The sequence below is a fragment of the Paenibacillus dokdonensis genome (assembly GCF_004916975.1).
GTDB classification, from domain to species: Bacteria; Bacillota; Bacilli; order Paenibacillales; family Paenibacillaceae; genus Paenibacillus_AQ; species Paenibacillus_AQ dokdonensis.
This window is the reverse complement of sequence record NZ_STGQ01000001.1, coordinates 1,769,194-1,783,529: the sequence shown is the minus strand read 5'-3', so window position 1 is coordinate 1,783,529 and position 14,336 is coordinate 1,769,194. Positions and strand designations below refer to the sequence as shown.

Annotated in this window: 12 protein-coding genes and 1 riboswitch; of the genes, 1 reads left to right on the top strand and 11 read right to left on the bottom strand. The window is 46.9% G+C overall.

Features of this window, described 5'->3' with window-relative positions:
• Positions 1–462: 462 nt before the first annotated feature.
• The 9 genes from E6W40_RS08330 to E6W40_RS08290 form a co-directional block, all read right to left on the bottom strand.
• Positions 463–1,452 carry a hypothetical protein gene (locus tag E6W40_RS08330; RefSeq protein ID WP_136605058.1) on the bottom strand — a complete coding sequence of 330 codons (990 nt, stop codon included), beginning with the start codon at positions 1,450–1,452 and terminating at the stop codon, positions 463–465.
• Between the two features lie 29 nt (positions 1,453–1,481).
• The gene (locus tag E6W40_RS08325) at positions 1,482–2,588 is read right to left on the bottom strand and encodes a TolB family protein (protein ID WP_136605057.1); all 1,107 of its coding nucleotides are present in this window, start codon (positions 2,586–2,588) and stop codon (positions 1,482–1,484) included.
• Positions 2,589–2,699: 111 nt separating this feature from the next.
• Complete coding sequence (locus E6W40_RS08320; RefSeq protein WP_136605056.1) at positions 2,700–4,172, bottom strand: sensor histidine kinase; 1,473 nt, start codon at positions 4,170–4,172, stop codon at positions 2,700–2,702.
• Positions 4,173–4,286: 114 nt separating this feature from the next.
• Positions 4,287–5,285, bottom strand: a complete 999-nt coding sequence (locus E6W40_RS08315; protein ID WP_136605055.1) for a DUF418 domain-containing protein — start codon at positions 5,283–5,285, stop codon at positions 4,287–4,289.
• Between the two features lie 15 nt (positions 5,286–5,300).
• The gene (locus E6W40_RS08310) at positions 5,301–7,205 is read right to left on the bottom strand and encodes an FtsX-like permease family protein (protein WP_168928856.1); all 1,905 of its coding nucleotides are present in this window, start codon (positions 7,203–7,205) and stop codon (positions 5,301–5,303) included.
• Entirely contained in the window at positions 7,180–7,956 is a 777-nt protein-coding gene (locus E6W40_RS08305) for an ABC transporter ATP-binding protein (protein WP_281281442.1), read from the bottom strand. The genes E6W40_RS08310 and E6W40_RS08305 overlap by 26 nt, the downstream gene beginning before the upstream one ends.
• A 174-nt stretch (positions 7,957–8,130) precedes the next feature.
• The gene (locus E6W40_RS08300) at positions 8,131–9,120 is read right to left on the bottom strand and encodes a sensor histidine kinase (protein ID WP_136605052.1); all 990 of its coding nucleotides are present in this window, start codon (positions 9,118–9,120) and stop codon (positions 8,131–8,133) included.
• A complete protein-coding gene (locus E6W40_RS08295) occupies positions 9,117–9,833 on the bottom strand; it encodes a response regulator transcription factor (protein WP_136605051.1) in 717 nt (238 codons plus the stop codon). The genes E6W40_RS08300 and E6W40_RS08295 overlap by 4 nt, the downstream gene beginning before the upstream one ends.
• A gap of 50 nt (positions 9,834–9,883) precedes the next feature.
• Complete coding sequence (locus E6W40_RS08290) at positions 9,884–10,786, bottom strand: LysR family transcriptional regulator (protein WP_136605050.1); 903 nt, start codon at positions 10,784–10,786, stop codon at positions 9,884–9,886.
• On the opposite strand from E6W40_RS08290, the gene E6W40_RS08285 reads away from it, so the two are divergent.
• On the top strand, positions 10,785–11,282 hold the full coding sequence (locus tag E6W40_RS08285; RefSeq protein ID WP_136605049.1) for a DMT family transporter: 498 nt from the start codon (positions 10,785–10,787) through the stop codon (positions 11,280–11,282). The two genes, E6W40_RS08290 and E6W40_RS08285, sit on opposite strands and share 2 nt — an antisense overlap.
• Before the next feature lie 133 nt (positions 11,283–11,415).
• Here the strand turns inward: E6W40_RS08285 and nagZ are convergent, their stop codons facing one another.
• Complete coding sequence (gene nagZ / locus E6W40_RS08280; RefSeq protein WP_246072918.1) at positions 11,416–12,744, bottom strand: beta-N-acetylhexosaminidase; 1,329 nt, start codon at positions 12,742–12,744, stop codon at positions 11,416–11,418.
• Positions 12,745–12,778: 34 nt separating this feature from the next.
• Positions 12,779–14,143, bottom strand: coding sequence for a voltage-gated chloride channel family protein (locus E6W40_RS08275; RefSeq protein WP_136605048.1), 1,365 nt, complete (start codon positions 14,141–14,143; stop codon positions 12,779–12,781).
• Positions 14,144–14,250: 107 nt separating this feature from the next.
• Positions 14,251–14,310: riboswitch (Fluoride riboswitch) on the bottom strand.
• Positions 14,311–14,336: the final 26 nt, after the last annotated feature.

Sequence of the window (14,336 nt, the reverse complement as noted above, 5' to 3'; positions counted from 1 at the left end):
CCAATCGCTGTGCTCTCCAGATTTTTTTCATTCTCCTCTACGGAGAAAATCCGGAGACCAAGGCGACCGCTGCCGCTTTTCCACAATCAGTTCGTCCTCTCCGCTGTTTAAGCGGAAAAGGATCTACAATCTTCAAAGAAACACAAAAAAAGAAAACTTCAGCTCCTATGACGATTGCTTCCTAAAGGAACGTTGTACAAAAGCGGCAGAAAGGACAATCGTAGAACAACCGGGGCTTCCGGCGATTTCTGCTTCGCGGCATGGAAAAAGTGGCGCATGAGGTCGGCTGGCTTTCGCTTGCCCATAATATGCTGAAGCAAGCCACAGTAGAGCAAAAGCGTAAAGGAGCGATTCTCCAATAACGGGAGAATCGCTCCTTTGCTGAGATTTTTCGGTTCCTATAATAAAAATTGAGCTGTCTCTGTCGTGAGAAATCCACTTATAAGACAGCGTCTTTTGATTTTAGGAGACAAACAGACTGTCGACCTTCAGATCGATGGAATCCCAGAAGGATTGAATATCTGCTTTCAGTGGACCTTGAATGCTGTCCGTTCCTTTTTCGTAAATAACATCCTTGTTTTTTTCGATGACTTCGAGATACTTTTTGACCAGTATCGTTGTCTTAGATTCCGGATGCTCGCTGACAAATTTTTGATAACTCTTTTTAACCGCGGGCAAGAGCTTCAGGGTCTTGTCATCGATTGCTTCATAACGGTAGTCTGTCAGGTAAGCGTTCAAATAATCTTTGTATATCTTCAGCACGTCTTTATTTTTAAGACCGTCCGGGTTTTCAACCAGATAATACTCCGCTTTTAATATCCGGTCTCCCAGTTCTTCTCTTGTGATGGCGATCGCTCCATCGCTGATATAGCTTTGTTCCGTCTCCTGGGTCTTTAGCGTTATATAGCTCTTGATGTCGTTTGATAAGTATTTACTGTATTTCTGCAGCGCCTTATAATCAACTTTCCAAAAGAACTCGCCTTCCGTATTCCCCAGCGCAAGCCCCCCTGCCTGCTGATCCAGCAGCCACTGTTTTAGCGTATCGTCATCTTTAATGTTGTTAATATCCATCGGATAACCTATTTCTTCATTCATTTTCTGCATCGTTTCCGGCTTGGACAGCATCGCGCTGAAATTATCATTGAGGCTTGGCAAATAACGGTCATAAAACGTCTCAAGCTCCAGAAATAATCGATCTGCCTGCTCCGGTGTCGCTTTTGGCAGATTGGAATCTAAATATTGAATAACCTCTCCCGCATCCTTCGCCTGTGAGGTCAACAGCTTGAACTTCTCCAATGTGTCTTTAGTAGTGTTTTCAGGCTGCGGAGATCCATTTTCCTTTTGCCCATCCTGTTTAACCGGATTCTGTACCGTAACATCTTTTTGCTTGCCGCAGCCCGTAACAGCAATTGCAGTCGCGAGTGCCAGCAGCAACATAATTGATTTCTTCATCCGAATCATTGCCCCTCTCTATATCTCAATTACTTGAACCGGTAGATTTCGGTCATCAGCTTGGTATGGGTTGTGGTCAGATTCATCTCCGGATTTTCCTGGCTCATCATCAGCTGATTTCCATCCGGACTCCATACGAGAAGACTTTGCAGGTTCGGATATAAGGACACCAATGTCATATGGCCTGTCAACGTATCCATAACATACAATCCGGAGCCACCCCGTTCAAGGTTAAACAATGAATAGGCAAGCTTGGATCCGTCCGGCGACCATGACATTTGTCTGGCAAGGCGGCCCTCAGCCAGCTTGGTCTCTTTTCCAGGTTTGCCGGCCGGAATCAAATAGACTGTATTCTTGTTATTCCCGGTTTCTTCAACAAGAGCCAGGTCGGCTCCATCCGGTGAGATCGAGAAATCCGCTATATTTTTCCGAACCAGCTCCGGGTCAGCTTCAGCCGCCGGACGATTAAATTGTCCATTGGCGACCTTAAGCTTGTAGAGTGCATCTGACGAATCCAAGAAGTATACCGTAAACCGATTGGGATCGGATGGATCTGAGAAAGCTTCGACTTTCATGACGCTCTGCTGATCCTTCATCTTGAGGATGGGTGTCACCTTTCCATTGGTTCCAGCCACACTGAGTCCGTATGCTGCCGCGAACACGTACGCCTTTTCCTCGACCCATGCGCCTCGCACATCACCATTTAAGATGGAATATGTTCCGTCGCTAACATCCAGAGGCGTTTCCTTCCCATCCGCCAGATTTAAGATCGATGCCTCCATCCGGTTACTGATGAACAAATACGACTGCTGCGGAGATGAATTGACCGTCAAGGCATGCTGAACTCCAAGCTTCCTGTCCGGATCTTTTTCCTTGACGAGAGAATGAACGTACAGATCTCCCTCCATCCATTTTGGCGCTTTGGTACTGATGATTTCGGAATCCGACAACCATGCAAGACCATAGGAATCACTCTGCCGGTCAATCCGTTCCAGCTCTACTTTGCCACCTGTTTCACGAACCGGAGGATTCTTGACTGTCACTTTCTCGCTCCCGGTACCGCTGCATCCAGTCACCACAGCAATCATGACAGCCATCGCCGCAAAGCCTAGTTTATTTCGCCATCTGTGTGTCATCAATGCGGCTCCCTCCTTCTCGCTAACTGCGGATTTACGCAAATCTGAACCTCTTTCTGTATTTGAGTATAGGGAACAATGATTTCTAAAAGTTATCGAAATGTTTCCAACTTATAAACTTTTTGCGGAAATCAACGGAAATGTAACGATAAATTCCGCACCTGTGCCTTCCGATGGGCTTTCCACTTTTATAACGCCATGATTTTGCTTCGTCAGCTGATTGACCAAAGCCAGTCCAAGGCCGCTTCCCCCGGATTTCCGGGCCCGGTCATGATTAACCGTGTAGAACGGTTCGAAGATAAGATCCCTCATGTTTTCCGGAATACCTACACCCGTGTCATGAAAACGCACCTCTACGTACTGACCGACTATCTGGTTTGAAATCGTTACCGAACCCTTGGCAACATTATATTTAATGGCATTATCGAGCAAATTGATGAAAATATGAGTCAGATTGTTGCGGTCTCCGATGATTCGCGCCAGCTGGAGCTGCTCATACAGGGTGATATCGAACTGATCCGCTTTGCCTTTCATCCGTGAGATGATATCGGCCAGTAATACTTGAAGCTCCACCTCTTCCGGATGATGATCAAACTCATATTTTTCCGAGGCAGCTAGATGAAGAACCCGTTCAACAAGATCATAAAGCCGGCTTGCTTCTTTGGTAATCGATTCGTATGCGTCCTGAATGAGCTTCGGATCGTCGGGATACATGTGCAGAAGATCGGCATATGCCCGAATGGAAGTCAGCGGCGTCTTGAATTCGTGACTGATATTATGGATGAAGTCCTTTTGCTGTTTTTCCAGCTGCTGCAGCTTTTCGAGGGTTTGAAGCAGCTTTTCCTGTTCCTCCTGCAAAGAAAACACATTCGCCTGAATGGCCTCGTTCATATCAAAGATACCGCTGCTCAGCTCCCCGAGCTCATCATTCCGCCGTAAGCTGGGCTTTTCCAGATACTCCCCTTGGCGAATCCGGTCCGTTGCCTTTTTAAGTCGGTGAATGTCATTGGCCTGCCTATTCATATAGATTAAGCCAATGATGAACGAAATACCCAAAACGACTGCGCCAGCAATCCAAAAGAGCCGCTGAATACTACGGTAAAACGTATGCTGGCTGCTGACCGATGACTGAAAATGAACAACCCCCAGCTGCTCCTGATCACTCTGAACCGGAGACAGGTACTCAAGGACATCCCCATGAATTTCATATGCAATTTTATTGGTTAGTGCGTATTGCAGAGCTTGCCGGATATCCGGTTTTTCGGCCATAACCAATGAATCCCCGGTCTCATTGCCCTTTGCATCATACAAAATAACTCTCATACCGCTGACATTCCCCAGTTCACGCGCCAAAGCAGGGCCCTGTAAACGCATGAATGTTGCTGCATCCACCCGGGTCCCTGTCACAAACAGCTGACGGATGCGGTCCGAAGCCACATCAGCCTGCTGCTCCATGCTTTGTTCCATCTGCTGCTTCTGATTGCTGGTTATTCCTTGCAATATAAGGAAGCTCAGCAAACCAATCGCAAATATAAGCAACACCGCAAGAAAGCCGGTGAATTTCCATTTTAAGCTGATTCTCATGCCATACCCTCCGCTTGTTCTCTGTACATCCATGATGGTTATCCATAAAAATGCCAGAGATATGATCTAAGATTAGCGGAGAGCAGGCATATTTTCAACATGGCGGAACTCAGCCTATAGACTCATCTCCTTGAATTCACTTGTTTTTTGCTTGTAATGATCCGGAATTTTGCCATAGGTTCCGATTCGCCATATCCATTCCAAAGGCCCCATGGCAAAGCGGTTCAGCCACATCACGCTGAAAATCATTTGGAACATTAAAATCTCAGTTGCCATCATAGCCAAAATCAAGTAATAAGCATGATTGCTTAGATCCAGCATCGCATCCATGGTTAAAATCAGAACGGTCTGCATGATGTAGTTGGTCAGCGCCATTCGTCCAAGCTTGCTCATTGGCATAAGCCACTTTTTCATACAAGGATACTGGAGCAGCAATGTGAGCGTGGTGACGTAAAGTACATCTTCCACCAATCCGCCGGCGGCCATTCCAGCATCCAGTAGGCCTGTTCGATTGATGATTTCATTTTGCGCCCATAACCCGAGCGGGATGAGAATAAGCGAAACCACTTGGACGAAAATCCATCTCTTTTTATATTGCGCCACATGTTCGAATATCTCGCATTGCCCTGCCCACAAGCCCAACATGAACATACTGAGACTCATGCCGATGGGTCCGAGCCAAACAATAGAGACTAGTAAGATGAGTCCCAAAGCAAGATTTATTGTGGGCTTTAGTTGATATAAAGGAAGAAGAAGAAATCCCAGAATGGCATATACGGTTAATGTTTCCCCAGGTTGAAATTGGTGATGGATGAAGCCAAAGATCAAAAGGATCAGGAGTCTGCGTGTAAACAGAAGATAAGCTCTATCACCTCTCGCCCTTGCGCGAGAGATGAATAAGTAGAATCCAATGCCAAACAAGAAGCTGAATATCGTGTAAAACCGCTCAAACACCGCATAATGAATGAACTTTAGCACTGCCTGCTCCATATCGCTCCAAAAACCGTATTCCGGGGGCACATGGATATAGGGTATCATCTGAAAAATATTAATAAACACAATGCCGATCAGGGCAAATCCCCGCAAATAATCAAGTACATCAATTCGTTTCATTTTGGCTCCCTTCCTTTACACCATCACCTGTTTCAGCTTCTGGATGTATCTCGTGCTGACCAACAGGAAATATAGAGCCTGAATAATCAGGAAGGCCGCCGAAGCGATGAGCACCGGCTGATTAACATCATCGAGATCAAGCACTTCCCGTACCCGGTTCAGCACCACCAGTGTTTGAATCGCCGAAACGAATATCGGTGTAAAAAACAATACTGCAATTTGAATGGATGATGATGTCCCCATCTCGGATGACCTCATGCCAATTTTGGACATCGAGGTGTACATTTGTTGATCTTGCCTCAGCTCGGAATGCAGCTTGAAATACAGGAAGCTGGCCGAGCATACCGACAGCAGCGAAGCGATAAAAATACCAACGAAACTCATCATGGATGTCGACTGATCATGTGAACCGTAGGTTCCGCCCCGGGTAGTCAGCAGATTAGCCGTTTTCCACTGATCAAGCTCCATGCCTACTTTATACTCCTGATCGTTTCTCCCCGGTACCGTCCCGTTCGACCAGGCAGGTATCATAAAAATATTTGCATTCATAACCCAATAGTTTTTGCTCTCCGGGATCTGCTTCTTTAATTCTTCAAAAAACGAATGGGTGACAATAAGCAGATTCGAATTGGGCATCGGCGATACTTCCTTATCCGTTCGAATCTCCTTGACGATTTGCAGCCGGGCTTCCGGATTGTTAAGCTTCACGGATGTATTCTTGCCCCAGCCTGGATTATTCCCTGCTTCTTTATCCGACTGAACCAGTATCGCCTGATTCCCCTCCAGTGAGCCTGCTGCTGGAAGCTTAAGAGCTTGCGAAATATGGATATAACTTTCCACCGGCATAATGGAGACATCCGGTTTTCGGCCGGTTGCTTTTGCAATATAGGATTCGGTTGTAAAGGTTTGATACTTTATGCCGTTTTCGCTCAGCTTCTGTTCGATGGACTGTAATTCACCCGCTCCATGTTTTGCATCGTTCATGATATAACGGATTGGGTAAGGATCTGATGCGTACATGTTTTGGTTGCGCAAATTCACCGACATGATGAAGGCAACAGCCATACAGCAGATCGATGTCACCACTGTCACCATGAACAGAATGCGCGCATTATCTTTAATTTTATAAGCCATTTCTGATATCCAGATCAGATTCGTTCCCCGCCACGTCAAACGCCGACTTTTCTTCAATAGCCGAAATACTAGCACTGTAATCTGCGTGAAAAAAAAGTAAGTACCCGCAATTCCCGTCACCGCGGCTAACGTCAGACTTTTATCTACCTCATAATAACCAGCTGCAAGCAGCAGGATGCCGAGCACTGAAACCAGGATTGAAGCTTTCGGTTCTTTCTTGGGCTTGCTTGATCCTGTGAGCAGCTCCAGCACGCGGTTACGGTTGATAAAAATCAACGTGAAAGCAGAGATGACCAGGAATAAGAGAAAAAATGAGCTTACGGTAAGCAGAAGCGCTTTTACCGGAAAATACAGGCCTAATTGCTCAATTCCGATCATCCGGGCACTCAGGGTCAAAAACAGCTTAGACAATAACATTCCTGCCAGCATCCCGGTGATGATGGATAATGCTCCGATAAGCATATTTTCAACAAATACCAGCTTACTCAGCTGTCCTTGCGTTGCTCCAAGGATTGTCAGAATGCCAAATTCCTTGTTCCTGGCCTTCAAAAAACTTCCAATCGAATACAGGACAAACAAAAACGCAAAAATGTATATTACGTATTCCATAATCTGCATCACCATTTGAACATTCGAACCGATCTCTGTTTTATCAATATCCGGATGAAATATAAATAATGCATAAGTGAAAAACACCATTACCATAAAGCTGCTGCTCAGAAAATAGGCAAAATAGGCCCGGGCATTGCGCTTGACATTATTAAACGCGAACTGTCGAAAGCTCATGCGCATGACCTCCCAAATACGAAAGCATATCGATAATTTTCTGGAAAAATGCCTGCCGGTTGTCACCTCTGCGTATTTCGCCGGAAATTATTCCATCCTTGATGAACACGACGCGATGACAGTAGCTTGCGGCCTGAGCATCATGTGTTACCAGCATCATGGTAACCCCATCCACTTCATTCAGCTTCTCCATGGTTTGCATCACGATACGGGACGAGTTCGAATCCAGTGCACCTGTCGGCTCGTCTGCTAACAGAAGCGAGGGTTCCGGAATAATCGCCCGGGCGATGGCCGCACGCTGCCTCTGGCCACCTGATATTTCATAGACCCGTTTATTCAGTATCTCTGCAATGCCGAGGCGTTCCGCAATCTTTTGCAGCTTCGCTTCCATTGATTTAAGGTTTTGTTTATCAAGCGTAAGCGGGAGCACAATATTCTCAGCAACCGTAAGCGTGTCCAGCAGATTAAAATCCTGGAATACGAATCCTAGCTCACGTCTTCTGAATAATGCCAATTCCTTTTTCTGCATGGCATGCGGATTGCTTCCGTTGATCAATACGGTGCCGGAGCTCGGTGTATCAATGGTAGACACCATATTCAGCAGCGTAGTCTTGCCGCTCCCTGAAGGTCCCATGACACCCACGAATTCTCCTTTTTGAATCGTAAGGCCGATGTCTGTCAATGCCCGGGTTGTCACTTTTCCCGGATATACCTTGCTTAGTCCGGTTACTTTTAAAATATCAGTCATCATCAATCTCCTTCCAAAACTGTGCTTCTCTATGTATCCACTTTATAACATTGCCTCTGCTCAAACTATGGATTCTCCTTACCTCAACCTTAAACATTTGTAAGGTTCTGTTCGGATATATATACGGATAAAACAAAGAACGCTGCGTTCCCCGCAGCGCCTAACAGCTATTTCATATCAATACTTATAAAAAGTAAACCTTACTGTCGTTCCTTCACCTGGTACGGATTCAATTTCAATCTTATGGCCAAGCTTCACGCATACTTCATGTACAAGAAAAAGTCCCATGCCGGTTGATTCATGATATTGCCTGCCTTGGTTACCGGTAAAATAGGGATCAAATACCCTCCCCAAATCTTCTTTGGCAATCCCGATCCCTTCATCGCTGATTTCGAGCACCGTATTTGCGCCATGCTTGAAACCAATGAACGTAACCTTCTTGCCCGTACCCGCCGAATAGTTTACGGCATTGACAATGACTTGTCCCAGCATGAAGGAAAGCCATTTGGCATCGCTGATCACGGTCAAATCGGATGGAACATGGATATCCGGGTAGACTTCCTTACGGATAAACCATTGACGGTTTCCCGCAACAGCTTTCTCTACAGTGTCCAGAAGTGGAATGCCCTCAACCTTGAAGTCCTGCTCAAACTTGTCTAGTCTCGAGGTATACAAAGCCATTTCCAGTCCTTTTTTCAGCCTGTCGATTTCCTCCTGCATACCGTCCGAAATCTCATCTTCAAGGTCCAGGTCCTGAAGCGTAAGCTGGATCACGGATACCGGCGTCTTCATCTGATGAACCCAGCGGTTAATAAAAGCCGTATGGTTATCAAGCTTCTGCTGCGTGCCGTGCAGCTCATTTTTATACAATTGGAACTGGTTACGGAGCAGATCGCTTACCGCATCAGCCATTGGTGCATCCCCGAGTTCATTCAATGACTGATCCATTTCACCAAGCGGAATCTCTAATCTCGCATACAGCTTTTTTTGGGTATAAAAGCGGAAGGCCAGGTAAATCAGCAGCATGACCAAGCTGAGTAAAGCGCCGTATAATACGGTAACAAGAGATCGGTCCTCTATTGCAAGCCAGTACCAAAGGCCAACAAGTATCATTTGGACCCCATAAAAAATCATAAGCGGCAGCTGCTCTCTTAAGAAAAGTCTCATGAATCCTCGTTTCCTCCCAGACGCAGCTTGTAGCCCGCACCGCGCACAGTTTCTACCGGCTCATCAAACCCCAGCTCCTTAAGCTTCTTTCGAATTCTCGTAATATAGACATTCAGGGTATTATCATCTATAAAATGCCGATCCTCCCACATCAAGTCGAGGAGGCGTCCGCGGCTGACAATACGGTTCTCTTTCTTCATTAAAGCCTCGACCAATACAGATTCTTTCTGTGTTAGTTCAACCGATTCTCCATCGTAGGTTAAAAGAAACCGTTCGGGATACAGCATCAGCCCCGAAGCTTCCACGGTACGTTCCTCCGTCTTCGAGGAATACGAACCATAAGCTCTCCGCAAATGGCTGCGGATTTTTGCCACCACGACATCATAATGAAAGGGCTTGGTTATATAGTCATCCGCGCCGTTTTCAAGCGCCATCACCTGATCCATCTCACTTTCCCTTGCGGAGATAAACAGGATTGGGCAGGTTGAAAGCGCACGGATCTGACGGCACCAGTAGAATCCATCGAAATTCGGCAAATTGACATCCAAAAGAACCAAATGCGGCTGCACTTCTCTGAATTCCTCCATGACGCGATCAAAATGAACTACCGCCGAAGCTGCATATCCGTATTTTTCAATATGGGTCTTCAGGAGGGTGGCAATTTTGGCATCGTCTTCAATGATAAGTATCCGTAACTGGTCCAGCTTTCTCATCTCCATTTCCACTGCATCTGCGGATTATCTTCTCTCACATATCAAATGGGTCAATCGGTTTTCCGCCACGGATGTTTGAATCCGGTTTGAGGCATAGGCTGCCAGCTAGTCAGCCATTCTTTTGCGGTGCGGATCAGTTTCTGCGTCGCTGGTGTGCTGCTTTTCGATGTATTCAAGGCAATGCCCAGAGAGCGGAAGCTTTGATCCTCCAGTTCAAGAGCCACAACCTTATTGGTTCTTCCCTGCAGAATCATCTCGGGTAAAATGCTAATGCCAAGTCCATTTTCAACCATTGCAATAATAGCATAATCATCTGCGGTCTGAAATGGGACAGGCGGCTTGATTCGTCCCTTCCCCAACACGCGCCGCACATCGTAGTCACTTCCTTCCTTGGGCATGATGAACGATTCATCTGCAAGCTGGCTGTAGCTCACAAAATTTTCCTGCGCCAAAGAATGATCCGGTGGCATAATGCAGAGCATCCGATCCTGTCGCAGAGGAATAATGTGAAAAGAATCCATGGTCGGCAGAGAGACAAATCCAAGGTCAATTTCTCCCTTAAGCAGCCACTCTTCAATTTCATGATAATCTCCTTCAAACAGCCTGACCTCAATGTTCGGATGCTGGCTCAGGAATTGCCTGATTATACCCGGCAGCCATTGCACAGAGATACTCGTGAAGGTTCCAATCCGAATCGTACCCACCTCAATGCCATTGATTAAGGCCACCTCCTGTTTCAGCTGCTCTTGAACCAAAAGCATATCCCGTATATATCTCAGTACGCGTTCTCCATTATCCGTCAGCTTTACACCGGAACGGCTCCGGCTGAGCAGGGAGAAGCCGAATTCCGACTCCAAACTGTGAATGGCGTGACTCACTCCAGACTGCGTTAAACCCAGAGTTTCCGCCGCTTTCGTTAAACTGCCCAGCTCAACCACCTGCTGCAGTGGCATGCTGACACTAAAACCGCATACCACACTGCAATCCGGTGATGCATGGTGCATTCTCGCCGCATTGCTGTTCGCAGTACATATCATCATGACCGGACGCGCTGCAAAAAGAACAGACTCTCTAAATGCAGGCATCCTCCAGCTTGGTTTCGCCGCTGTGTTCGGATTGATATTTTGCCTGCTTTTGGAGACACCTAGACTTCCCGCTACGACATCAGGTTGGATATCGGTACTTGCCCTTGGTATTGTATGCAGCGCGGTCGGCTTTGTCCTGCAAGCCATCGCACAGAAGTATACCACCCCTACGCATACCGGATTAATCTTTGCATTGGAGCCTGTGGTCGCCGCTGTATTCGGTATTTGCTTTATGAATGAATCGCTCACGCTTCAAGGATATATCGGAGCAGCTATGGTCCTGCTTGGGGTAGCATGGTCCGAGCTCGATGTCAGGAAGCTGATGGGGAACCGCAAGCTCACGCGAGAATCATCGTATACATGATGCTAAAGCAGCTTTAGGAATGACAAAGACGAAAGAGCAGCCCGGGGTCATCCTTGGGCTGCTCTTTCGGATTGGTTACAAATCGTGTTAAGCCTTGTTTAATACACTTCCATCAAGTTACTGCGAGAGGTCATTACTTCTGCAATCCGTTTTTCTTCAGCAAGCTCTTCAAATCCGCATTGATGCTCTGCACATCCGGACCGGCAGCAGATTTATCTGAAAGCCCATACGAATGCTTCAGCTTCAGGATGGCATAGACCCGGTTATTCAGTACATCCTCAGAAATCGTTCCATCTTTAACCGCGTTCTTCAAAGCATTGATCGCCATCTTTTCCTTACCGTAATCATGACCAACAAGGATGATGTTACCTCCTGCCAATATGGCGCTGACCGAGGCTTTGCCTATATCATAATTTTCCTCAATTGCACCCATTGTCATATCATCCGATATGACGACGCCCTGGAATCCCAGTTCATTGCGCAGAAGGTCTGTAATGACTTTTTTGGAAAAGGACGCCGGATGATCCGGGTCAATCTTCGGCATGAGCAGATGAGCTATCATCACAACATCCGCTTTATCCTCGATAGCGTCCTTGAAAGGGACTAACTCCATTTTACGGAGGCGGCTCAGATCATGATTCACAACAGGCAGTCCAATATGAGAGTCAACGGAAGTATCTCCATGGCCAGGGAAATGTTTGACTACCGGTACAACCTTCTCTTCCTTGATGCCTTCCATTGTTGCCAATCCCAAACGGCTCACCAGATCAGCCTTATTGCCGAAAGAGCGGTCTCCGATGACCGGATTCTGTGGGTTGCTGTTGATATCGAGCACAGGAGCAAAGTCCATATTCAGTCCAAATCCGGACAGCTCCCTGCCAAGTATTCCACCGATCTCCTTGGATAACTCTGGGCTGTCCTTTTTGCCGATCGCTTGGCTGGTTGGGATTTTCACAAAATCCTTCGGCATCCGGGATACGCGTCCCCCCTCTTCATCAACACTCATCCAGAGCGGAACAGGGTTGGATTGGTTATCCTGCTTTAAGTCATTGAATAATTTGAGGGCTTGCTTCGTGTTCTCAATGTTATTTTTATAGAAAATAAAGCCTCCGACGTGATATTTCTCAAGCAGCTCCTTTGTCGCTTCACTGCTTGTTGTCCCGTCCATGCCCACCAGAACCAGCTGACCGATTTTCTCTTCTGTACTCAGCTTGTTCAGCTGCTCCAAAGCCGGGTCACTCGGAACCTTATTCACATCCCCCGGTTCTGTCTCTCCGGTACCCGATGATGTATCGGATCCACCGGTGTTTACTGAGCTGTTCGAGTCTTGGTTCGTGTTCTGGTTCGACGATTTTCCCGTCTCCGGTTCCGACGGTTTAGCTTCGTTAGTGCCTCCGCCGCATCCGGCAGTCAATATTCCGGCAAGCATCAAGGTCATGCTGATCTGCCATATCCGTTTCACGTTTCATGTTCCTCCCTTACCGATGGCCTAGCATTTATTTTTTCTCATTGTCGGTTTCCGAGATATTGTTTTGTTCATGCGAAGTTCGATTTTGAAACAATAGATTTCGCCGTGTTGCAAGCGTCGTTCCTGGCGGAACGTTGATCAGATGGCTTTTGGATATACCGATCCGCTGCGACGTATAGATCCCGCTGTATCCTGAAAATATATAGCTGATCAAGCATGCGATAAACATATATATGGCTCCGTTTGACCCGAACAATTCAATGCCCATCAGAAAACATGCGATCGGTGTATGTGTTGCTCCGCAAAACACCGCGATAAAGCCCAGTGCCGCCAAAAAAGGTCCGTACATATGAAATAAATCTGCCAGCGTATGACCCAAAGTAGCACCAATAGCGAACAACGGTGTGACTTCGCCACCCTGAAACCCTGCTCCCAGTGTAACCGATGTGAAGACCAGCTTCCAGAGGAAGGCAAAGGTGGGTACATCCTGATGGAAAGCATCCGTGATCAGCGGCACGCTAAGACCCAAATATTCGCGTGAACCTACCAAGTACACGAGTCCGATTACGATCAAGCCGCCTGCCGCACTTTTCAGCATCGGATTCCGAAAAATAGAAGAATACAGCTTTTTGAGTAAATGTGTGAATTCACTAAAGCAGATGCTCGCCAAAGCAAATAACAGCGAAGCGGCTGACACTTTTAAGATGACCATCAGACTGAGCGCCGGAGCGATCATGAGAGGATAATGAGCATGCTCCACGCCCCACAGCTGTGTAGTTACAAGATGTCCGACAAAGCTGGCGGTAAAGCAAGGAATCAATGCTTCGTATTGGATAAGTCCGATGGCGATGACTTCAAGTCCGAAGACCGTTCCCGCAAGCGGCGTACCGAATACCGAACCGAACCCGCCGCTGATTCCGCACATGAGCAAAATTTTCCTGTCAACAGGCCCAGCTTTGATCCACTTGCCGAAACGCTCCGCGAGACTTCCACCCATCTGTACCGCTGTTCCTTCACGGCCTGCCGATCCGCCGAACAAGTGGGTAATCAAAGTTCCGAACAGCACCAGCGGTGCCATACGTAGGGGAATCGCTTCATTGCCATTGTGAATTTGCTCAATGATGAGATTATTGCCCTTGGAACTGTTTTTGCCAAATTTCAAATATAAAAAGCTGACCAGCGCACCCCCTAAAGGCAGAAAATACAGCAGCCAGGGATGATTGATTCGAGTATCTGTCACATATTCTAATGCAATCAGAAAAATCGCCGATGCCGATCCGCTCAAAATCCCGACAACCCCTCCAAGCCAGATCCATCTGAAAAAGCTCCGGAATAAAGCCGCATGCCAAAAATTTGAGACCTTTCGAGTTTTCCATTTCTTTATGTTCTTCATCTTTTCTGTTATGCCCCTTTTCCTGAACGGTATGTATGAATTCTCCGCGCACGACTTGGCAGGAGCGGCCAAAATAAAACAGACTCCTACCAGTGTGTGCTTCCTCTTCACTGGTAGGAGTCATCAGCCTTACGGCGGTTATGGCGAACTCCATCGCCTTTATTGCTTGCTTCATATTACTTTCCATATTGTA

Coding starts and splice junctions, on each gene's coding strand:
- E6W40_RS08330 (WP_136605058.1), bottom strand. CDS start 1,452: ATGAAGAAATCAATTATGTTGCTGCTGGCACTCGCGACTGCAATTGCT.
- E6W40_RS08325 (WP_136605057.1), bottom strand. CDS start 2,588: ATGACACACAGATGGCGAAATAAACTAGGCTTTGCGGCGATGGCTGTC.
- E6W40_RS08320 (WP_136605056.1), bottom strand. CDS start 4,172: ATGAGAATCAGCTTAAAATGGAAATTCACCGGCTTTCTTGCGGTGTTG.
- E6W40_RS08315 (WP_136605055.1), bottom strand. CDS start 5,285: ATGAAACGAATTGATGTACTTGATTATTTGCGGGGATTTGCCCTGATC.
- E6W40_RS08310 (WP_168928856.1), bottom strand. CDS start 7,205: ATGAGCTTTCGACAGTTCGCGTTTAATAATGTCAAGCGCAATGCCCGG.
- E6W40_RS08305 (WP_281281442.1), bottom strand. CDS start 7,956: ATGATGACTGATATTTTAAAAGTAACCGGACTAAGCAAGGTATATCCG.
- E6W40_RS08300 (WP_136605052.1), bottom strand. CDS start 9,120: ATGAGACTTTTCTTAAGAGAGCAGCTGCCGCTTATGATTTTTTATGGG.
- E6W40_RS08295 (WP_136605051.1), bottom strand. CDS start 9,833: ATGAGAAAGCTGGACCAGTTACGGATACTTATCATTGAAGACGATGCC.
- E6W40_RS08285 (WP_136605049.1), top strand. CDS start 10,785: ATGCTGACACTAAAACCGCATACCACACTGCAATCCGGTGATGCATGG.
- E6W40_RS08290 (WP_136605050.1), bottom strand. CDS start 10,786: ATGCCACTGCAGCAGGTGGTTGAGCTGGGCAGTTTAACGAAAGCGGCG.
- E6W40_RS08275 (WP_136605048.1), bottom strand. CDS start 14,143: ATGAAGAACATAAAGAAATGGAAAACTCGAAAGGTCTCAAATTTTTGG.